The 19,804-nt window shown below is 71.3% G+C and carries 19 protein-coding genes and 1 riboswitch; of the genes, 10 read left to right on the forward strand and 9 right to left on the reverse strand.

Annotated elements, in window-relative coordinates:
* The first annotated feature begins 737 nt into the window (after positions 1-737).
* A complete protein-coding gene (locus ACFYML_RS04700; RefSeq protein WP_387419309.1) occupies positions 738-2,774 on the forward strand; it encodes a M4 family metallopeptidase in 2,037 nt (678 codons plus the stop codon).
* A gap of 192 nt (positions 2,775-2,966) precedes the next feature.
* Here ACFYML_RS04700 and ACFYML_RS04705 read toward each other — a convergent pair whose 3' ends face one another.
* The 3 genes from ACFYML_RS04705 to ACFYML_RS04715 all read right to left on the reverse strand — a co-directional run bounded on the left by ACFYML_RS04705 (position 2,967) and on the right by ACFYML_RS04715 (position 4,794).
* Positions 2,967-3,428: a YbaB/EbfC family DNA-binding protein gene (locus ACFYML_RS04705; RefSeq protein ID WP_387419310.1), complete on the reverse strand. Its 462-nt coding sequence runs from the start codon at positions 3,426-3,428 to the stop codon at positions 2,967-2,969.
* Positions 3,429-3,601: 173 nt separating this feature from the next.
* Entirely contained in the window at positions 3,602-4,255 is a 654-nt protein-coding gene (locus ACFYML_RS04710) for a transglycosylase family protein (protein ID WP_387419311.1), read from the reverse strand.
* A riboswitch (cyclic di-AMP (ydaO/yuaA leader) is annotated at positions 4,254-4,428 on the reverse strand. (Overlaps the previous gene by 2 nt.)
* 141 nt (positions 4,429-4,569) lie before the next feature.
* Complete coding sequence (locus tag ACFYML_RS04715; protein WP_387419312.1) at positions 4,570-4,794, reverse strand: hypothetical protein; 225 nt, start codon at positions 4,792-4,794, stop codon at positions 4,570-4,572.
* A 33-nt stretch (positions 4,795-4,827) separates the two neighbouring features.
* Here ACFYML_RS04715 and ACFYML_RS04720 point away from each other — a divergent pair, with 33 nt between their 5' ends.
* Together ACFYML_RS04720 and ACFYML_RS04725 are read left to right on the forward strand one after the other, a co-directional pair.
* Positions 4,828-6,396, forward strand: coding sequence for an LLM class flavin-dependent oxidoreductase (locus ACFYML_RS04720; protein ID WP_387419313.1), 1,569 nt, complete (start codon positions 4,828-4,830; stop codon positions 6,394-6,396).
* Positions 6,397-6,507: 111 nt separating this feature from the next.
* Positions 6,508-7,515: a hypothetical protein gene (locus ACFYML_RS04725; RefSeq protein WP_387419314.1), complete on the forward strand. Its 1,008-nt coding sequence runs from the start codon at positions 6,508-6,510 to the stop codon at positions 7,513-7,515.
* Between the two features lie 120 nt (positions 7,516-7,635).
* On the opposite strand, the gene htpG is transcribed toward ACFYML_RS04725, so the two are convergent.
* Together htpG and ACFYML_RS04735 are read right to left on the reverse strand one after the other, a co-directional pair.
* Positions 7,636-9,528 (reverse strand): molecular chaperone HtpG, encoded by a 1,893-nt coding sequence (gene htpG, locus ACFYML_RS04730; RefSeq protein ID WP_387419315.1) that lies wholly within the window; start codon positions 9,526-9,528, stop codon positions 7,636-7,638.
* Positions 9,529-9,620: 92 nt separating this feature from the next.
* On the reverse strand, positions 9,621-10,490 hold the full coding sequence (locus ACFYML_RS04735) for a DUF6236 family protein (RefSeq protein WP_387419316.1): 870 nt from the start codon (positions 10,488-10,490) through the stop codon (positions 9,621-9,623).
* A 91-nt stretch (positions 10,491-10,581) separates the two neighbouring features.
* Here ACFYML_RS04735 and ACFYML_RS04740 point away from each other — a divergent pair, with 91 nt between their 5' ends.
* The 4 genes from ACFYML_RS04740 (at position 10,582) to ACFYML_RS04755 (ending at position 13,564) form a co-directional block, all read left to right on the forward strand.
* Positions 10,582-11,307, forward strand: a complete 726-nt coding sequence (locus tag ACFYML_RS04740) for a FadR/GntR family transcriptional regulator (RefSeq protein WP_387419317.1) — start codon at positions 10,582-10,584, stop codon at positions 11,305-11,307.
* Positions 11,304-12,131: a sterol desaturase family protein gene (locus ACFYML_RS04745; RefSeq protein ID WP_387419318.1), complete on the forward strand. Its 828-nt coding sequence runs from the start codon at positions 11,304-11,306 to the stop codon at positions 12,129-12,131. The genes ACFYML_RS04740 and ACFYML_RS04745 overlap by 4 nt, the downstream gene beginning before the upstream one ends.
* 11 nt (positions 12,132-12,142) lie before the next feature.
* Positions 12,143-12,772, forward strand: a complete 630-nt coding sequence (locus ACFYML_RS04750; RefSeq protein WP_387419319.1) for a lysoplasmalogenase family protein — start codon at positions 12,143-12,145, stop codon at positions 12,770-12,772.
* 258 nt (positions 12,773-13,030) lie between these two features.
* On the forward strand, positions 13,031-13,564 hold the full coding sequence (locus ACFYML_RS04755; RefSeq protein WP_387419320.1) for a DUF1062 domain-containing protein: 534 nt from the start codon (positions 13,031-13,033) through the stop codon (positions 13,562-13,564).
* Positions 13,565-13,642: 78 nt separating this feature from the next.
* Here the strand turns inward: ACFYML_RS04755 and ACFYML_RS04760 are convergent, their stop codons facing one another.
* Both ACFYML_RS04760 and ACFYML_RS04765 read right to left on the reverse strand, forming a co-directional pair.
* Positions 13,643-14,446: a DUF4253 domain-containing protein gene (locus tag ACFYML_RS04760; protein ID WP_387419321.1), complete on the reverse strand. Its 804-nt coding sequence runs from the start codon at positions 14,444-14,446 to the stop codon at positions 13,643-13,645.
* An 85-nt stretch (positions 14,447-14,531) separates the two neighbouring features.
* A complete protein-coding gene (locus ACFYML_RS04765) occupies positions 14,532-15,134 on the reverse strand; it encodes a TetR/AcrR family transcriptional regulator (RefSeq protein WP_387419322.1) in 603 nt (200 codons plus the stop codon).
* Between the two features lie 65 nt (positions 15,135-15,199).
* On the opposite strand from ACFYML_RS04765, the gene ACFYML_RS04770 reads away from it, so the two are divergent.
* Positions 15,200-15,733: a hypothetical protein gene (locus tag ACFYML_RS04770; protein ID WP_387419324.1), complete on the forward strand. Its 534-nt coding sequence runs from the start codon at positions 15,200-15,202 to the stop codon at positions 15,731-15,733.
* A 158-nt stretch (positions 15,734-15,891) separates the two neighbouring features.
* Here ACFYML_RS04770 and ACFYML_RS04775 read toward each other — a convergent pair whose 3' ends face one another.
* Both ACFYML_RS04775 and ACFYML_RS04780 read right to left on the reverse strand, forming a co-directional pair.
* A complete protein-coding gene (locus tag ACFYML_RS04775) occupies positions 15,892-16,539 on the reverse strand; it encodes a response regulator transcription factor (protein WP_357435597.1) in 648 nt (215 codons plus the stop codon).
* Positions 16,527-18,506: a sensor histidine kinase gene (locus tag ACFYML_RS04780; RefSeq protein ID WP_387419325.1), complete on the reverse strand. Its 1,980-nt coding sequence runs from the start codon at positions 18,504-18,506 to the stop codon at positions 16,527-16,529. The genes ACFYML_RS04775 and ACFYML_RS04780 overlap by 13 nt, the downstream gene beginning before the upstream one ends.
* A 160-nt stretch (positions 18,507-18,666) precedes the next feature.
* Here ACFYML_RS04780 and ACFYML_RS04785 point away from each other — a divergent pair, with 160 nt between their 5' ends.
* On the forward strand, positions 18,667-19,035 hold the full coding sequence (locus ACFYML_RS04785) for a hypothetical protein (RefSeq protein ID WP_387419326.1): 369 nt from the start codon (positions 18,667-18,669) through the stop codon (positions 19,033-19,035).
* Positions 19,032-19,709, forward strand: coding sequence for a hypothetical protein (locus ACFYML_RS04790; protein ID WP_387419327.1), 678 nt, complete (start codon positions 19,032-19,034; stop codon positions 19,707-19,709). The genes ACFYML_RS04785 and ACFYML_RS04790 overlap by 4 nt, the downstream gene beginning before the upstream one ends.
* The last annotated feature ends 95 nt before the right edge of the window (positions 19,710-19,804 follow it).

Consider the following 19,804-nt stretch of genomic DNA (forward strand, 5'->3'; position numbering starts at 1 on the left):
TCGTGTCGGGTACGGACGGACGTCGGTCGATCCTTGGCGCATGCCTGCGCCAGGTCGCCATGGTGCGTTGACCCGGGGTGGCCGTCGCTGGCCGGTCATGACCCTCCGACGGGTTGCGCCGCCTGAAGGCCACGGTCGAGAACTACTGTGCCGGTAGTTCATCTCGACGAAACATATTGATGGTGCCAGACAGTACTAACTTCCTCTCAGGCTGTCCATAGCTTTCGTCCGCTCACCGACTACTTTTCTTCACGACAGACGAAAGTGGTCGGTAGATTCCTACCGCAACCCTCCTGGGTCTCACCGCACGACGACGGAGGCGCTGACGGTGAACCGGACGGGCCGGGTTCCGGCGGGGCTCGATCGCCGGGGCGACCGACGGGTGAACGTGCGCCATCCGCATGGAGCGGCAATCCCCGCCAGTCGGGCGAGCCCCGCCCACTCCGGGGGGTGTTCGCCCTGATCAGGGGCTATAGAAGATCACGGCTTCCTGATTTCCGGGGCCGGCGCGGTGATCGACCGATCCGGTTGCCCCGGTCACCCATTGATCTGCGTCCACGGCCGTGTGATTGTGCTCCAGCGAGTCGCCGACCCCCGGCGGCTCGGACGGTCGATCCGTCGAACCGGGGCCACGCCGGCAGCTCCGGGACCGACCGTCGTCCCGCCTCATCGCTACCCCGCGCCGCGTGTCCCCACCGGGCTCCATGCTGCGCGCCTCGGAACAGGAGCGAACCCCCTTGAAGCTCTCACCCCGCCTCGCCGCGCTCTCCGGCGCGGCCGCGGCCGGCCTGATCGCCGCCGGCACCGCCGCGGCCGTACAGGCCGCGCCGCCCAGTCCCGCTCCCGACGCCGCCCAGGCCCGTACGCTCGCCGCGAACTCGGCCCGCGCACTGGTCGCCAGCCGGCCCGGCTACCTGCACGCCAGCTCGGACGACGCGTTCGTGCAGCAGTCGGTCATCAGCTCCGAGGGCACCCAGTACGTGCCCTACGAGCGCACCTACAAGGGCCTCCCGGTGACCGGCGGCGACTTCGTGCTGGCCACCGACTCGGCCGGCAACCTGAAGTACGCCTCCGTCGCGCAGCAGCGGGCCATCGGCAACCTCGCCACCACGCCGAAGCTGACCTCGGCCGCCGCCGAGAAGACGGCCCGCGCCCAGCTCAAGACGGTCAGCACCGTCGAGGGCACCAAGCTGGTCGTCTACACCCTCGACAGCGCCCCCGCCCTGGCCTGGGAGACCACCGTCCGGGGCACCGTCGCGGACGGCCCGAGCCGGCTCACCGTGGACGTCGACGCGCTGACCGGCAAGGTGCTGCGTACGCAGGAGCACGTCGTGCGCGGCAGCGGCACCGGCGCGTGGAACGGGCCCAGCCCGCTCAGCCTCAACACCACGCTGTCGGGCAGCACATACTCCATGAAGGACCCGACGGTCACGAACCTGAGCTGCCAGGACTCCGCGACCAACACGACGTTCAGCGGCTCGGACGACGTCTGGGGCAACGGCACCGCCACCAACAAGGAGACCGGCTGCGTCGACGCCCTCTACGGCGCGCAGACCGAGCACAAGATGCTGTCACAGTGGCTGGGCCGTAACGGCGCCGACGGCAACGGTGGCTACTGGCCGATCCGGGTGGGCCTGAACGACCAGAACGCCTACTACGACGGCACCCAGGTGCAGATCGGCAAAAACACCGCGGGCCAGTGGATCGGCTCGATGGACGTGGTCGCTCACGAGATCGGCCACGGCATCGACGACCGCACCCCGGGCGGCATCTCCGGATCGGGCACCCAGGAATTCGTCGCCGACACCTTCGGCGCGGCCACCGAGTGGTTCGCCAACCAGCCCGCCAGCTACGACGCCCCGGACTTCCTCGTCGGCGAGAAGGTCAACCTGGTGGGCAGCGGCCCGATCCGCAACATGTACAACCCGTCGGCTCTCGGCGACCCGAACTGCTACTCCAGCAGCATCCCGTCCACCGAGGTGCACGCCGCCGCCGGTCCGGGCAACCACTGGTTCTACCTGCTGGCCATGGGCAGCAGCCCGACCAACGGCCAGCCGTCCAGCCCGACCTGCAACGGCAGCTCGGTCACCGGCCTCGGCATCCAGAAAGCCATCAAGATCATGTACAACGCGATGCTGATGAAGACCACGTCGTCGTCGTACCTGAAGTACCGCACCTGGACGCTGCAGGCGGCGAAGAACCTCTACGGCAGCACCGGCTGCACCGAGTTCAACACCGTCAAGGCCGCCTGGGACGCCGTCAGCGTACCGGCGCAGTCCGGCGACCCGACCTGCTCCGGCACCACCCCGCCGCCGACCGGCTCCTGCTCCGGCCAGAAGCTGGCCAACCCCGGCTTCGAGTCCGGCAACGTGAGCTGGAGCGCCTCCTCCGGGGTCATCACCACCTCCACCGGCCAGGCCGCGCACGGCGGCTCGTGGAAGGCATGGCTCGACGGCTACGGCACCGCCCACACCGACACCCTGTCGCAGTCGGTGACGATCCCGTCCGGCTGCCGGGCGACCCTCACCTTCTGGCTGCACATCGACAGCGCGGAGTCGACGACCACCACCGCCTACGACAAGCTGACCGTGAAGGCGGGCAGCACCACTCTGGCCACCTACTCCAACCTCAACAAGGCCGCCGGTTACGTACAGCGGTCCTTCGACGTCTCGTCGCTGGCCGGGACGACCGCCACCATCTCGTTCAGCGGGGTGGAGGACAGTTCCCTGCAGACCTCGTTCGTCATCGACGACACGGCGGTCACTCTCTCCTGAGCACGCCCCGAGCGGCCGGTCGTCGTCCTCCCGACGGCCGGCCGCTCCGCCGGCTCAGCCGTACGTGGGGCGCTGCGCCCACCCCGGCGCGTCCGTGCCGCAGTTGTGACGCTGACCGTCGCGGGCCTGCTGGTCGCCGCGTTCACCGCCGGTACCGCGGCCGGCCTGCTCCGACAGCCGGCGATGCCCTCCTCAGCTCGTGCGGCCCGCCCGCGTCCCCGCGTCGGGGCCGCGGCTGAGGCGGGCCATCACGTCGTCCACCGCCCGGCTGAACAGCTCCATCTGCCGTACCGACTGCCCCTCGATACCACCGAGCCGCGCGGCCAGGGCGTCGACGTCGGCCCGGGCCGAGGCGCTGACCTGGGCGTCGAGGGCGGCGAGGGCGGCGTTGACGGCCAACACGACCTGCCCGCAGACCGCCTCCATCCCGTCCCCGGCCAGCTCCGGGTCCACCGTCACGGACGCCAGCCGGCCACCCTGGACCACCACGGCCCGGACCCGGCCGTCGGCCGCCGCGCCCTCGGCGCGGAGCAGCTCGCCCGGGTCGCCGTCGGGGTGCTCGGCCGCCCGCGAGCGCATGGCCGACAGCGCCTGCTGCGTCCTGGTGAGCAGCTCGTCGAGGCTTGCCGCCGCGGAGAACGAGTCGTTGGTCATATCCGCGCCTTCTTCACGTCTTTCCGGAGCACCGCGACGATAGCAACCGCCCCCGACCGGGACACCGCGAGCACCCGGGGCCTCGGTCACGAAAAGAGTGGCCGTCCCGGGCGGGATGGCCACTCTTTCCGTGCGTCAGCGCGCAATGTGGGGCGCCCCACCTGCCAGGGGCGTCAGCGCAGGCGGAGGTGCTGGCCTGGGAAGATCAGGCCCGGGTTGTCGCCGACCACGCGCTTGTTGCGCTCGTAGAGTGCCTGCCAGCCGCCGGCGAGGTGGTTCGCCTCCGCGATCAGCGACAGCGAGTCACCCGACCGGACCGTGTAGGTCGCGCCGCCCGACGCCGGCGCGGTACGCCGGTGGCTGCGGGTCGCCGGCTGGTCGCCGCGGGACGACCGGTCCTTGGTCACCTTCTTGTGCGACTTCTTGGGGCCGGAGTCCTTGGTGGAGTAGTGCTTGGTCGAGCCGCCCTTCTTGCCGCAGACCGGCCAGGCGCCGATGCCCTGCCCGTCGAGGACCTTCTCGGCGACGGCGATCTGCTCGCCGCGGCTGGCCAGGTCGGCGCGGCTGGCGTACTTCTGGCCGCCGTAGCCGTTCCAGGTGCTCTTCGAGAACTGGAGGCCACCGTAGTAGCCGTTGCCGGTGTTGATGTGCCAGTTTCCGCCGGACTCGCACTGGGCGATGGCGTCCCAGTTCACGCTGGATGCGCTGGCCGGCGCGGCCGGCCCGAGGATGGCGGCGGCGCCGGTAGCGGCACCGACGACGAGCGCCCCGACGGCGACGCGACGCTGCGTGGTGCGCCGATGACGTGCGACGTGTTCAGTTGCCATGTGGGTTCCTCCACGCCGACGAGGTGAGCTGTCGGGTTCGGGCCGAGGAGCCCGGCCGCCGGATGGGCGGCTTCACCCCGAGGTGTCGAGCACCGAGGAACATGTGGGTCCCCCGCTCCCGCCTGAGGTCCAGGTACCGACGGGCCGGCGGCGGGATTAGGCGTTACCGGCCCGGGTGTCCGCGATCGCGAACGCAGTCGACGTTAGGGATGGTTTCGGATGATCGCCCACTTCTTGTGAAGTTCTTCACCCGGCCGAGCGAAGGCCACACCGTACGAGTTGCGCGGCGTCCACAGGTGCTCTACAAGCGCCATTCAGGTCCAGTTCGGCAACTCGCCGGCGACGTCCAGCGGCCGGCCGGAGACCAGCACCACGATCACGGGTACGCGCCGGCATTGCGCAGGGTCGCGTATGGCCGCTCGAAGGTGGACGGCCCGCAGGTCCGCCTCGTTGAGCTGGGTGTCCGCCTGGTTATCGCCGCGGTTGCGGGAGCGGGCGCGCGCCGATCCGGCACCGACTACGGTGGCGAGGTCCGGCACGGTCGCCGGGCTCGGGTGCGCAGGCGGAGGAACATGACTGACTACGGACACGAGCTGGCCTTCGGCGGCTTCCTCACCCCCGCCGCCGGCGAGTTCGAGCAGGTGGTGGCGCTCGCCAAGCTCTGCGAGCAGGTCAACCTGGACCTGGTCACCTTCCAGGATCACCCGTACCAGCCAGGTTTCCTGGACACCTGGACGCTGATGTCGTATCTCGCGGCCGCGACCAGTCGGATCCGGCTGGCCGGCAACGTGCTCAACCTGCCGCTGCGCCAACCGGTGGTGCTGGCACGCAGCGTGGCAAGCCTGGACCTGCTCACCGGCGGCCGGGTCGAGCTGGGCCTCGGCGCGGGCGCGTTCTGGGAGGCGATCGAGGCGGTCGGCGGTCGGCGGCTGTCCCCCGGGCAGGCGGTGGACGCGCTCGACGAGGCGATCCGGGTGATCCGCGAGGTGTGGGACGTCGAGCGGCGCGGCATGGTCCGGGTCGAGGGCACGTACCACCGGGTGGTCGGGGCGAAGCGCGGGCCGGCGCCGGCCCACCCGGTGGAGATCTGGGTCGGCGCGTACAAGCCCCGGATGCTGCGGCTGGTGGGGCGCGCGGCGGACGGCTGGCTGCCGTCGCTGGCGTACCTGTCGCAGGGGCCGGACGAGCTGCCGGGGATGAACGCGCTGATCGACGAGGGTGCCGAGGCCGCCGGGCGGGATCCCCGGTCGGTGCGGCGGCTGTTGAACGTCAGCGGCCAGTTCACCTGGTCGTCCACCGGCTTCCTCACCGGGCCGCCGGAACAGTGGGTGGAGGAGCTGGCCGGGCTGGTGCTGGACCACGGCATCGCCACCTTCATCCTCGGCGCCGACGACCCCACCGCCATCCAGCTCTTCGCGCGGGAGGTCGCGCCCGCGGTGCGGGAGCTGGTCGCCGCCGAGCGCGCCGAGCCGGGCACCCGACCCAGGGCCGTCGAGGAAGCGCGCGAGGCGGTCGAGGCCGGGGGCGCCACCGCGCTCGCGGTCACCCCCACCTCCGATCCGGGCGTACGCCTGACCGACCACCAGCTCTGGGACGAGTCCACCCGCCCGGTCGCCCCGCCGGCGCCGGCCGGGCACGTCTACACCCCGCACGCGCAGGCCGTCGGCGCGCACCTCGTCGACGTGCACGACCACCTGCGTCAGGAGCTGGCGCAGGTGCGCGACCTGCTCGAACAGGTCAAACGAGGAGTGGTCTCCGCCGGTGCCGCCCGGGCCGTGCTCAACCAGATGACCATGCGGCAGAACAACTGGACGCTGGGGGCGTACTGCGCCGCGTACTGCACGGTGGTCACCCAGCACCACGGGCTGGAGGACAATTCGATCTTCCCGCACCTGCGGCGGGCCGATCCGGGGCTGGCCCCGGTGCTCGACCGGTTGGCGGCGGAGCACGTGGTGATCCACGACGTGGTGGAGGGCGTGGACCGGGCCCTGGTCGACCTGATCCGCAATCCGGGGGACTTCACCGAGGTTCAGCGGGCGGTGGACATCCTCACCGACACCCTGCTGTCGCATTTGGCATATGAGGAACAGAACATCGTCGAGCCGCTGGCCCGCCACGGCTTCTACACCGGCCAGATCTGACCGCAGGGCGGCCGCTCCTCGGGCCACCGACCGCCCCCGTCTCACTGACCAATTTTCGCGTTAGCGCAGGTCAGATGGGTCGAGCTACGGTGGGCCGCAGAGGTGATGGCAATGGCTGTGATCTATGTCGACCTGTCTTACCACGACTGGGACCGCGTCAAGGGCGAGTTCGACTGGGCGGCGGTCCGCCGGGCCACCTCTCCCGTCCTGTGCTTGCGCGCCAGCTACGGCGACCCGCAGGGCTTCCACCCGCCCAGCCCGCACGTCGCCGACATGGCGCGTGGTGCGGCCGGCGCCGGCTTCGACGTGATCGGTGGCTACCACAACCTGATCAGAGGCGATCAGGCCAGCACCAACCGGCAGGTCGACTATCTGCGGAGCACCCTCGACGGGATCGGGGCGGTGTGGGCGATGCTCGACGTCGAGCGCTACCCGGAGCTGGTCGCCAACGGACTGTGGCCGCGCTTCGACGACGTACGCCGGTTCGTGGACCGCTGGCACGCCGTCGATCAGCGGGTGCTGGCGATCTACCTACCGAAGTGGAACTGGGACGGGAACCTCGGCCGGCCCGACCTCCGGCCGCTCAACGCACCCCTGGTCGCCAGCGACTACGGCAGCAACCCCACCGGCGCGCCTGCTGCCGTCTACGCGCAAGGTGGCGGGGACGGCGGCCCGGGCTGGGCCGCGTACGGCGGGGTGACCCCGTCGATCTGGCAGTACGGGTCGAACGTCGCCTGCCCCGGCGCGTCCGGACAGACCGACTGCAACGCATACCGTGGCACGCTCGCCCAGCTGCGGGCCCTGTTGACGAAGGACGACACCATGACCCCCGCCGAATTCTCCGCGATCCTGTCCGACCCGGCTGTCGCCGCGAAGATGCGCGCACTGCCCTGGCAGTACATCGGTGGCGGCATCCCCGCCGGCATGTCGACGCTCAACGTGCTCAACGACCTCTACCAGACCACCCATGCCGCACCGACCGCCGCCGCGATCGCGGCGGCGACCGTGCAGGCGCTCGGCGGGCAGTCCCCGGCCGACGCCGCCGCCGCGATCGTGGCCGCGATCGGCAAGGACCGCGCGGCAGCCCTCGCCGCGGCCCTCACCGCGGCCAGCCAGTAGCGACGGCGGCGGCCTCCGTCGGCCGCGGCGTGGCTGCCGCGGCCGACGGAGGCGGCGGCGTGGCTGCCGCGGCCGACGGAGGCGGCGGCGTGGCTGCCGCGGCCGACGGAGGCGGCGGTCCTAAAGGGTACGGGCCAGCCGGTCGGCGAGGATCCGGGTGAACCGGGCCGGGTCGGCCAGCTCTCCGCCCTCGGCGAGCAGCGCCATCCCGTAGAGCAGCTCGGCGGTCTCCGTCAGGGCGCTCTGGTCGCCGCCCTGCTCGTGGGCCTTGCGCAGCCCGGTGACCAGCGGATGGCTCGGGTTGAGCTCCAGGATCCGCTTGACCCGGGGCACCTCCTGCCCCATCGCCCGATACATCTTCTCCAGCGTCGGCGTCATGTCGTGGGCGTCGCCGACGACGCAGGCGGGCGAGGTGGTCAGCCGCGAGGAGAGCCGGACCTCCTTGACGCTGTCGGCCAGCGCGCCGCTCATCCAGGTGAGCAGGTCGGCGTACTCCTGCCGCTCGGCCTCGGCCTTCTCCCTCTCCTCGCCGGTCTCCAGGTCGACCTGGCCCTTGGCGACCGAGCGCAGGGTCTTCCCGTCGTACTGGCCGACCCGCTCGACCCACACCTCGTCGACCGGGTCGGTGAGGATCAGCACCTCGAAGCCCTTGGCACGGAACGCCTCCAGGTGCGGCGAGTTCTCGATGGTGACCCGGGACTCGCCGGTGGCGTAGTAGATCTCGGTCTGGCCGTCCTTCATCCGTTCGACGTAGTCGCGCAGCGTGGTCAGCTCGGCCGGATCGTTGGTGCTGGCGGCCCGGACCAGGTCGAGCAGCGCCTCGGTGTTGTCCGGGTCCTCGAGCAGCCCCTCCTTGACCACCGCGCCGAACTCGGTCCAGAAGGTGCGGTAGGACTCGGCGGAGAGTTCCCTGAGGGTGGCGAGGACCTTCTTGACCAGGCGGCGGCGGACGGCCCGGATCTGCCGGTCCTGCTGGAGAATCTCCCGGGAGATGTTGAGCGACAGGTCGTGCGCGTCCACCACGCCCTTGACGAAGCGCAGGTAGTTGGGCATCAGCGCGTCGCAGTCGTCCATGATGAAGACACGCTTGACGTAGAGCTGCACACCGCGGCGGCCCTGCGGGGAGAACAGGTCGAGCGGGGCGTGTGAGGGCAGGAAGAGCAGCGCCTCGTACTCGAAGGTGCCCTCGCCGCGCATGTGGATGGTTTCGAGGGGGTCGGCCCAGTCGTGGGCGACGTGCCGGTAGAACTCCTTGTACTCGGCCTCGTCCACCTCGTCCCGGGAGCGGGCCCAGAGCGCCTTCATCGAGTTGAGGGTCTGCTCCTCGCGGGTGGTGGCGCCGTCCTCACCCGACCGCTCGACGGTCATCCGGATCGGCCAGGCGATGAAGTCCGAGTATCGCTTGACGATCTCCCGGATGGTCCACTCGGCGGTGTAGTCGTGCAGGTTGTCCTCGGCGTCGGCGGGCTTGAGGTGCAGCGTGACCGAGGTGCCCTGCGGCGCGTCGTCGACCGACTCGACCGAGAAGGTGCCCTCGCCGGTCGACTCCCAGCGGGTGCCCCCGCTCTGCCCGGCCCGCCGGGTCACCAGGGTGACCTTGTCGGCCACCATGAAGGTGGCGTAGAAGCCGACCCCGAACTGGCCGATCAGCTCCTGCGAGGCGGCGGCGTCCTGGGACTCGCGCAGCTTGCGCAGCAGTTCGGCGGTGCCGGACTTGGCGATGGTGCCGATCAGCCCGATCACCTCGTCGCGGGACATGCCGACGCCGTTGTCCCGCACGGTCAGCGTGCGAGCTTCCCGGTCGACCTCGAGCTCGATGTGCAGGTCGGCGGTGTCGACCGCCAGGTCCTTGTCGACCAGCGACTCCAGCCGCAGCTTGTCCAGCGCGTCAGAGGCGTTCGAGATAAGTTCGCGCAGGAAGACGTCCTTGTTCGAATAGATCGAGTGCACCATCAGCTGGAGCAGCTGACGGGCCTCGGCCTGGAACTCCAACGTCTCGACCCGGTCGCTCACACCGACTCCCTTCCATGTCGCGGGCCTTCCGGCGGACAGGATACGAGGTGTGACGGCCGGGGCACCGTCGGGTCGCGTCGACGCACCGACCGTCACCCGCGGCGGCCCGTCCCCGCGGCCGGGTCCGGCACCGAGCTCAGCTCGGCGAGGGCGGGTGCCAGCGAGTCGAGGTAGGCGCGGTAGGCGAGCAACTGCGGCTGAAGTTTTCGGCGGGCCTTGATGATTCGACGGACCGGCACGTCTCGCAGGTCTTTCGGCACGGCGACCGCCAGCGCGAGGACGGCGAAGGCCTGGGCGGGTTCGGGGCGGGCGAACGTGGCCGGTGCCGCATCGTCCAGCAGGACGGCGGCCATCGAGTCGGTGGTCCACCCGCCGCTCGTCGCCAGGGTCACCGGCAGGTCGGTGACCATCGCCATCCGGTTCTCCGAGGCCACGGCGTCGGCGAGCACCGCGAGATAGAGCGTCGCGAGGTCACGGTGCAGGCACAGGTAGGGCAGCGGCTGGCGTCGGCCGTCCGCGCGCATGTCCTCGAGCCGGACCAGTAGGCCGCTGTCGGCCAACCGGTCCGCCAGGGACCACAGCAGCTTGCCGGGCATGACCGGCGCCAGGCGGGGATCGCGCGGCGCCAAGCGCCCGGTGTCGGCTCGGTCCTGGACGATCGGATCGATCCCGAGGCGTTGGACGCCATATCGGGGAAGCAGTTCCTCCTCGTGCCGATCGAGGAACCGGAAGAAGAGTTGTTCGGCCCGCTCGAGCGGTCCGCCGTAGTCGCGCTGCCGAAGACGTACGTCGACGATGCAGTCAAGCTCGTCCCGGAGCTGTCGCACCCGGTCAGAGTCGGACCAGCTCCAGATGGTGTCGGGGAGCATCCGGGCGATCCTCGGCCAGTACAGGACGGCGCCCTTCAGCCACGCCTCGTCCCGGAAGTCGACGTACGGGTGGTAGAGGGCGATGTCGCTCACCACTCCATTGTCGAACAACGATGCCGGCATAGCGAAGACCATCTGGTCCAACCAGTTGACGGGTTGAGGTGTCGGGGACCACACTGCCGCCATGGCCTTCGCCCCCGTACCCCGCGCCTCGGTCTCCGACCACGTCTTCGGCCAGCTCCGCGACGCCATCGTCAGCGGCCGTTACCAGCCCGGGGAGACCCTGCCCGGCGAGCGCGAGCTGGCCGCCGCGTTCGAGGTCAACCGACACGCCGTCCGGGAGGCGCTGCGCCGGCTCCAGCAGCTCGGCCTGCTCCGGGTCAGCCAGGGCGGCGCGACCCGGGTGCTCGACTGGCGGGTGCACGCCGGGCTGGACCTGGCGCTCTCGCTGGCCCGGTCGGGCGACGTACTCCCGGTCGAGACGCTGGTCCGCGACATGCTGGAGATGCGGGCCTGCGTCGGGATCGACGCGGCCCGGCTCTGCGCCGAGCGCGGCGATCCCGCCGTCACCGCCGCGGTGGTCCAGGCCGCCGAGGAGTACGCGGCACTCGCCCCCGACCTGCCCCGGATGCACGACGCCGACATCGCCATGTGGCGGCTGATCGTCACCGGCTCCGGCAACACCGCCTACCTGCTGGCCTTCAACAGCCTGGTGGCGGGCGCACTGGCCGTGGACGACGTACCGCTGGACGGCCGGGCCGCCGAGCTGCTCGACGTCGCCGGCCACCGGCGGCTCGCCGCCGCCATCGCGGCCGGCCACGGCGCGGCCGCCGCACGGCACGCCCGGGCCCTGCTGACCGCCCCGGTCACCACTCCCACCACCCCGTCCGGAAGGGAAGCCCGAGCATGATCCCCGCCGTGCTCTACGCCGTCCCGGCGTTCCTGCTGCTGATCATCATCGAAGCGGTCTCCTACCGGTTCCTGCCCGACGACGACGAACGCGGCTACGAGCTGCGCGACACCACCACCAGCCTGTCGATGGGTCTGGGCAGCGTGCTGATCGGCGTGCCGTGGAAGCTGGTCACCGCCGGCGTCTACGCGGCGCTGTGGCTGGTCGCGCCGATCCACCTCTCCCCCGCCAACTGGTGGACCTGGGTGCTGCTGTTCTTCGCCGACGACCTGGCCTACTACTGGTTCCACCGGCTGCACCACGAGGTACGCGTGTTCTGGGCCAGCCACGTGGTCCACCACTCCAGCGTCCACTTCAACTTCTCCACCGCGCTGCGGCAGAGCTGGACGCCGATGACCTCGCTGCCGTTCTGGCTGCCCCTGGCGCTGCTCGGCATCCCGCCGTGGATGATCTTCCTGCAGCAGTCGATCAGCTTGCTCTACCAGTTTTTCCTGCACACCGAGCGGATCAACGTGCTGCCCCGGCCGATCGAGCTGGTCTTCAACACCCCGTCACACCACCGGGTCCACCACGGTGCCAACGCCGAGTACCTGGACCGCAACTACGCCGGCATCCTGATCGTCTGGGACCGGCTCTTCGGCACCTTCGAGCCGGAACGGGCCGCCGTCCGGTACGGGCTCACCAAGAACATCAACACGTACAACCCGCTGCGGGTGGCCACCCACGAGTTCGCCGCGATCTGGGCCGACGCCCGGGCCGCCCGTACCTGCCGGGACCGTCTCGGCTACGTGTTCGGCCGGCCCGGCTGGCAGCCGGCCCGGTGAGGCGCCCCTGGTTGCCCCTGTTCGGGGCCGTCGCCGCGGTCGAGCTGGTCGGCGTCGCGCTCGACTCCACCGCGACCCAGTGGCTGGCCAAGCCGCTGCTGGCCCCGCTGCTGCTGGCGTACCTCTGGTCTGCTCGGCGGCGGATCGACGGCGTCGCAGTTGGCCTGGTCTTTGCCACCGCCGGGGACGTGGCCCTGCTCGTCGCGGGACCGGCCGCGTTCCTGGTGGGCATGGGCTGCTTCCTGGTCACCCAGCTCGCGTTCCTCACCGCCTTCGTCCGGCACCGCCGGCCGCCGGCCCCGGCGGTCCTGGGGTACGTGGCGCTCTGGGCGGTCGCCAACGCCCTGCTCTGGGGCGCGCTGGGGCCGTTGCGGCTGCCGGTGCTCGGCTACAGCCTCGCGCTGTCCCTGATGGCCGCCGCCGCGACTGGGGTGTCCCGGCGGGTGGCGGTCGGCGGGGCGCTGTTCCTCGGCTCGGACCTGCTGATCGGGCTGGACGCGGCCGGCGTCCACCTGGCCGGGCACGGCCTCCTGGTCATGACGACCTACATCGCCGCGCTGCTGCTCATCACCACGGGCTGGGCGGCGGCTCCGACCATCGCCGACCGCCACCCGTCGCCGGTCGGGCCCGCCCTGGCTTGATCCACTCCAGGTCCCGCAGCTGGCGGTGTCCACGCCGGATGGACCCTGGCGGTGAGGCGCTCGAAAACCAGTGGAGCAGCGCCGCTGTGCGCCATTACCGTGCTGCAGAACCAAGTCGTCTAGTCAAGGACGTGCCGTTGTACACCCTGTGAGACCTCCCGAGCGCTGATTTGTCGCGCGTCGCGCATGTGTGCGCCGCGCTCCTTCTTGCTGCGGACTTCTCACTGAAACCGGTGTACTTCTGTGCTCAATAACTGGGTGGTCGTGCCCACCTGCCTGCCGCTCGTTCGCCGCCGTTGCCACGCGTGCGCGTCCGACCGCTTCCAGGCAAGCGGTAAATTTCGCGTCAACGCAAACCACAAGCTCATCGACGCCTGGCTCCTCGCGCTCTGTACCGCTTGCGGGGAAACTGCAAAGCTCACGGTCCTGGAGCGGATGAATGTGCGCTCCGTACGACCTGAGCTGCTGGACCGGCTGCATCACAACGACCCTGGCCTGACAGCCGAACTGCTCCAGGATCCGGCCGTGCAGCACCGCAATCGCATCGCCCTCGACTGGGACAACGCCTGGCGCCTCGACACCGGCGGATCGGATCACCTGGACCGCGAGGTGATCGACGTCTCGGTCCGCTTTGCGGCGCGGATCCCGGTCCGGCCGGTGCGACTGATCGCTGAAGGTTGCCGTCTTTTGCGGGCCGAGGTCGAGAGACTGATCACGGAGGGGAAGCTCGTTTCGGCAGTCCGGCTGAGCGGCAAGCTCTCCGGCGACTTCACCTTCACGCTCAAACGCTGAGCCTCCTCTGGACCCGGGGGCCTGTCCGGCATGATCCGCCGGACAGGCCCCTAGGCGGTGAACGACCTCGCCGGCCGCTCAGTCCCACCAGAACGACCAGTGGTCGGCGGGTGCCTGCCGCCGGGCCACGGTGTGTACATCGCCGAGAATCTGTTCCAGGTCGTCGCAGTAGGACCACTGCTCGATCGCGCAGGTCGCGGCGGTGAGCGGGTCACGCGGCGGACGGGTGACGGCCAGTTCCAGGTTGTCGACGCCGGGCTGGTACAGCTCGGCGCCCCAGGCCTTCTCCCAGTGCCGGAGCACGAAGACGTGGTCCGCGTACTGCAGGTCAGGGTGCGACGGGCCGCCCATCCAGTTGTTCATGATCGACATGAGTCCCGGCACCAGGGCGAGCACCTCGTGGCCGGCCGCCGCCGGCACCAGCAGCACATCGGTGGGCGGATACGAATCGGTCTGGCGCCGGATCCCAGGCGGAAAATCCGTCAGCGGTCCGATCGCCTCGGCAACCCGCGCCGGGTCGAACTCGGCCCGGCGCTCCTCCTGCCAAGCCGCCGCCTGCGGGTCGGCGGAGTCGTCGTCCTCGACGATCCACTCCCGCTTGGACCGGATGATCAGCGCCATCCGCTCCGCCGGGTCGACCTCACGAAGAGCTGCGAGCCAGGTGGGCCCCTGGTGCCGCCGGCACCAGTCGTACGTCCCCTCGGCCGCGCTGCCGGCCGTCCAGCCCAACACCGGCCACAGACCCGTACGGGGATGCTCGGCCCGCAACGCCCGCCAGACCCGGTCGTGTTCGCCCTCCGGAAAGGTTCCGCCGACCAGCGGCACACCGGCCGCCGTCTCGGCGAACTCGATCCCGTCCAGGGAGCGGAGCAGCGTCTTCACACGCAGCAGAGTACGAAGACCGAGCGAGTATCACTTGTCCAACCGGAGTTCACGGTCGCGCCGGTGCATCATCAGGTCGCCGGGGCTATTCGGTGACGTCGACTCCCGTGAGGTCGGCGAGGTACGCGTCGAGCTGCGTGACCATCTCCCCGGCGGTGAGGTGACCGGCGAGGGCGTGCACGGTCAGCCCGTCGACGACCGCGTGCATGCGGCGGGCCAGCGCCTCGGCGTCCTGCCCGGTCTGCGCCAGCGCGTCCCGCTCGGCGAGGTCCTGGACGAGCCGCAGGCACAGCTCGTACATGCCGGTGAAATGGCGGCGCTGGACCCGGGCGAGCTCGGGGTCGCCGAGGCCGAGGGCGAGAAAGGCGAAGGCGATCGAGCCCTCGGTGCGGCGCGTCTCGTCGACCGGCATGGTCTCCAGCAGGATGGCGCGGACCGCCTGGACCGGGCCGCCGGTGTGCCGCAGTCCCTGGATCCGCTCGGTCACCTGATCGATGACCTGCTCGCAGGCGAAGGCGAGCAGCTCGGCGCGGGTGGAGAAGTAGTGACGCAGCGCGCCGGAGGACCACCCCGAGGCGGCAGCTACCGATCGGATGGAGATCCCCTCCACACCGTCGCGGGCGATGACCTGCCAGACGGCGGCGGCCAGCTCGCGGCGGCGCTGGTCGTGGTTGACGATCTTCGGCACTTGCTGATTCTCGCACGACCGTGTAAAAAACGAAATCACACGACCGTGCGATAAACGGGGGTTCCATGCTGGCGTTGATCATCGCCTGCGAGATCGCGTTCTGGGTTCTGCTCCTGCTCGGCCTCGCCGCTCGCTATCTGCTGCGCGCCCGGAAGCTCAGCACCGTTCTGCTGATCTGCGTACCCCTCGTCGACGTGCTGCTGCTGGCCGCCTCCGTCCTCGACCTGCGCGGCGGCGCGGAAGCCGACACCGCACACGGCCTCGCCGCGATCTATCTCGGAGTCTCGGTCGCCTTCGGTGGCCAGATGCTCCGCTGGGCCGACGAGCGGTTCGCGCACCGGTTCGCGGGCGGACCCAGCCCGAAGCGGCCGCGGAAGGCCGGACTCGAGCACGCCGCCCATGAGCGGCGGCAGTGGCTGCGCCATCTCCTGGCGTACGCGATCGCCGCAGCCGTCATGGGGCTCTTCACCCTGCTCGTCGGGGGCGACACGCGGGTAGCGGCGATGTGGGGGCCGATGGGCGGGTGGGCCATCGTGCTGATCATCGATTTCCTGATCTCCTTCAGCTACACGATTGCGCCCCGCAAGGCGAAATCCTGACCTTGATCGGGCTGGCTGGCCGCGACCGGAAGCGACGCGGCAAGGCGGCCGCGACCGGCGGACAATGCGGTCGCGGAAATGACTCCACCGCGCATGCCCTCCTGGATGCCGCGCTGCGCGTCGGCGAGGCCCGACCAGGCGACGCGGTTGACGAACCGTCAGGCCGTGGCCCGGCGGAGGTGGACGAGGACGGCGAGGACGCGACGGTGGTCCTCGTCGGACGCGGCCAGGTCGAGCTTGGCCATGATGGAGCTGACGTGCGCCTCCACCGTCCGCTCGGTGAGCCACAGCCGGCGGGCGATCCCGACGTTCGTGCGCCCCTCAGCCATCAACGCGAGAACCTCCCGCTCCCTGGCGGTCAGGGTGCTGAGCGGGTCGTCGGGCGGGCGGCGGCCGATGAGCCGGGTGACCACCTCCGGATCGAGCGCCGACCCGCCCGCGGCCACCCGTCGCAGGGCGTCGAGGAAGTCGTCGACGTCGAGCACCCGGTCCTTGAGCAGATAGCCGAAGCGCCCGCCGGTGACCAGGTCCACCGAGTGCCGGGTCTCCACGTGCTGGGAGAGCAGCACGATACCGAGCTGCGGGTGGCGGGTGCGGATCTGGCGTGCCGCGCGGGCGCCGTCGTCGGTGTGGTCGGGCGGCATTCGTACGTCGATGACGGCCAGGTCCGGCTCGGCTTCCTCGACGGCGACGAGCAGGCTCGGCGCGTCGACCGCCTTGCCGACCACCTCGTGACCGGCGTCGGCGAGCAACCGGGCCAGCCCCTCCCGGAACAGCGCGGAGTCCTCACCGATCACGATCCGCACGGCAGCACCGCCTCGACGAGCGTCCCGTCGCCGGGTCGGCCGGCCACGGTGAGTGCGCCCCCGGCGGCGGCCACCCGGTCGGTGATGCCCGCCAGCCCACCGCCCGGTCGCACGCACGCCCCGCCCACGCCGTCGTCCCGGATGGTCACCCTCAGCTGGTCGTCGGTTCGGGACACCCGAAGGTGCACGCTGGTGGCGGCGGAGTGCTTGACCACGTTCGCCAGCGCCTCGCTGGCCACGTAGTAGGCGGTGGTGGCCAGTTCCTCGGGCACCGGCTCGGCGCCGATGTCGAGCGTGACCGGCAGCGGCACGCCGCGGGCCAGCATCGCCAGCGCGTTGGCCAACCCCTCGTCCAGGCTGGACGGGCGCAGCCCGTGCGCGATCTGCCGCAGCTCCGCGACCGCGGTGCCCAGCTCGGCGACCGCCTGGTCCAGCAGGCCGGCGACGTCGGTCTCGGGCAGGTGCCGCTGGGCGAGCCGCAGCGCCATGCCGAGCGACACGAGGCGCTGCTGGGCACCGTCGTGCAGGTCGCGTTCCAGCCGCACCCGCTCGGCGTACCCGGCGCGCAGCAGCCGTGCCCGGCTGGCCTCCACGTCGCCCAGCGCCCGGCGTAGCTGCAACCGCAGCCGGACCACCTCGACGAGCAGCGCGCAGGCGTCGGCCAGCTCGCGCATCAGCTCGCGGGTGGTCTCGCCGCGCACGAGCACGCCGATCTGTTGTCCGCCCAGCCGGATCGGCGTCGGCTCGCCGGCCGCCTCGAACCGTGCCCCGGTCGCGCTGACCACCTCGTCCGTGCCGGGCATCCGGTAGCCGATACGCAGCTTCGGATCACGCAGCGCCTGCCGCAGGGTTTCCTCGAGTCGCTCCGGTGCCGCCTCGCCGGCGTGCATCCGGTCCCGGAGGTCCTCGATCGCCGCGAGGGCCGCCTGGCGGGCGGGGTAGAGCCGGCGGTCCACGCGATGCTGCAACCGAACGCGTAACGGGGACAGCACGAGCGCGCAGACCGCGGTGGCGCCGGCCGCCGCCGCCGGCGACGAGCGCCCCGCCACGACGCCGACGACGAAGGCGGCGACCGTGTAGAACGCCAGCAGCGCGGCGGTGACCAGGCCGTAGGTGACGGTGGCGCTCAGCGCCTTGTCCACGTCGTACAGGTCGTGGCGGAGGATGCCTACCGCGGTGGCCGCCGGGATCGCGATCAACGTGGCGGCGAGCCCGGCCACGACGAGGTCCGGCCCGTCGAGCAGCAGGTAGCTCAGCCAGCACAGCAGCAGCGTCGCGGGCAGGAACAACGCGCCGAGCGCGAACCACTTCAGCTGCGCGCGGCGGATCGGGTCGGCGGCCCGCCGGTAGCGCACCACCATCGCCGTGGCGGACGCGACGAGCAGGGCGAGCAGCCCGGGCAGCAGCACGAACGCGATCGGTGTCAGCACCCGCGCCAGCGCCGGCGGCGGGGTGCCGAACGCATGGTCCACACCCGCGAACGGCTCCGGAAACGGGGCGGGGTCGAGACCGGTGAGCACGATGAACGCTGCCGGCACCACCAGGACGCCGACCGCCGTCACCTGCCAGCGCCGCCCGGGCAGCAGCCGCCCGTCCGGGAACAGCAGCATGAGCAGCGCCGCCGGCACGTAGTTGAGCATCCAGGCGCCCTGGCTCACGGTGGCCAGGAGCGACGACACCGGCAGCGCTCCCGGCCGGTGCGCGACGACGTACGCGTAGACGTCGGTCCCGGCGACCCAGATCGCGAGCAGTCCGAAGAACGTGAGCAGCGCACCGATCACGTTGGTCGGGCGCTTCGTCGCGATCAGCACGCCCAGGCCCACCGAGGCGGTGGCGAGGAGGCAGGCGGTCGCGAAGTAGGCGACCTGACCGGGATCGGCGGCAATGGAAAGCAGCCAGCCACCCGTGCCGACGAGCGCGGCGGCGAACGCCGCCAGGCCGTACGAAACCAGCCGCGGCAGGGTCATGGCCCCACGGTAAGCCCTCCGGCAACCAGTGCGGATGCGTGCCAGCACGGAGATCGCTTCCGTACCTCCCCGCACCCCGATTCCCGAGTCCGCCCCGATGCCCGGCGGTGCGGTCCGGGCCAAGACTGCTGGCCAGGACATCCGCTCAAGGAGGGCAATCGTGAGACACACCCGTACCTTCACCGTCGGTCTCGTACTCGCCGGCCTGCTCGGCCTCGGCGACCTGGCCACCGGTTTCTTCGGCGTAGGCGGGGAGGGCCAGCCGCCGCTCGCCGCGGCGGTGGTCATCACCCTGCTCGGCGCGATCACCCTCGCCGGCGCCTGGTTCGCCTGGCGCGGAAGGCGCGGCGGCCTCGTCACGGTGATCGTCACCCGGATCCTGTCCGGGCTCGCCGTGCTGCCGGCGTTCGGCGACGACAGCATCTCCGCCGCCAACGAGGTTCTCCTCGGCGTCGGTCTCGCCGTCACGGTGGCCGCGCTGGCGCTGATCTGGCCGGGCCTGCGCCGGCCGGCGGTGGCCGCGTCATGACCGCCACCCTCGACCGCGAAGCCGCGGTCGCCCCGACCGACGCGCTGCGCCGCGTCGGCACCGCCGCCGCCATGCTGCTCGCCCCGTGGGGGTTCGTGGTCGCCAACGCCGCCTACGCGTGGGCCACCCGCGACGGCGGCAGCGACGAGACCGGCGCGGACGCCCTCGCGCTCGCCGCCGTGCACCCGGCGCCACTGCGGGTGAGCACCATCGCGGCCCTGCTCGGCTGCCTGCTCATCATCCCGGCCGCGCTCGGCGCCATCGGGTTCACCCGGCACCGGGCGAACCGGCTCGGCCTCATCGGCGGGTCACTCATGATCGCCGGGTACGTGGCGTACTTCGGCGCCGTGATGAGAGGTTTCATCGACCTGGCCATGGCCGAGCGCGGCGGCCCCACCGGCGATTACTCCGCCGTGCTGGACGCCGCCGGCGAAGCCGCGATCCCGTGGCTCCTGCTCTTCGTGGCCGGGAACATCCTCGGCACGCTGCTGCTCGGTATCGCCCTGCTGCGCGCCCGGACCGCACCGGCCTGGGCCGCGGCCGCGATCTGCTGCTGGCCGGTGCTGCACGTGACCGGCCTGATCGCCGGCACCGAGTGGTTCGAGGTCGCCGGCGCCACGCTCCAGGCCGTCGGCTTCGCCGCCCTCGCCGTACGGCTGGCCCGCACCGGCTGACCTGCCCGGGCAGGACCTTGATTCACCCCAGGTCGCGCAGGTTGCGGTATCCGCCCCGTGTCGGATACCGCAACCTGCGCGACCTGGAGCCGATC

The organism is Micromonospora sp. NPDC007230 (assembly GCF_042869115.1).
GTDB lineage: Bacteria > Actinomycetota > Actinomycetes > Mycobacteriales > Micromonosporaceae > Micromonospora.

What these genes read in the sequence shown, in the direction of transcription:
- ACFYML_RS04705 (WP_387419310.1), bottom strand. Translation starts at nt 3,428, where the DNA reads ATGACCAACGACTCGTTCTCCGCGGCGGCAAGCCTCGACGAGCTGCTC.
- ACFYML_RS04710 (WP_387419311.1), bottom strand. Translation starts at nt 4,255, where the DNA reads ATGGCAACTGAACACGTCGCACGTCATCGGCGCACCACGCAGCGTCGC.
- ACFYML_RS04720 (WP_387419313.1), top strand. Translation starts at nt 4,828, where the DNA reads ATGACTGACTACGGACACGAGCTGGCCTTCGGCGGCTTCCTCACCCCC.
- ACFYML_RS04725 (WP_387419314.1), top strand. Translation starts at nt 6,508, where the DNA reads ATGGCTGTGATCTATGTCGACCTGTCTTACCACGACTGGGACCGCGTC.
- ACFYML_RS04740 (WP_387419317.1), top strand. Translation starts at nt 10,582, where the DNA reads ATGGCCTTCGCCCCCGTACCCCGCGCCTCGGTCTCCGACCACGTCTTC.
- ACFYML_RS04745 (WP_387419318.1), top strand. Translation starts at nt 11,304, where the DNA reads ATGATCCCCGCCGTGCTCTACGCCGTCCCGGCGTTCCTGCTGCTGATC.
- ACFYML_RS04770 (WP_387419324.1), top strand. Translation starts at nt 15,200, where the DNA reads ATGCTGGCGTTGATCATCGCCTGCGAGATCGCGTTCTGGGTTCTGCTC.
- ACFYML_RS04780 (WP_387419325.1), bottom strand. Translation starts at nt 18,506, where the DNA reads ATGACCCTGCCGCGGCTGGTTTCGTACGGCCTGGCGGCGTTCGCCGCC.
- ACFYML_RS04790 (WP_387419327.1), top strand. Translation starts at nt 19,032, where the DNA reads ATGACCGCCACCCTCGACCGCGAAGCCGCGGTCGCCCCGACCGACGCG.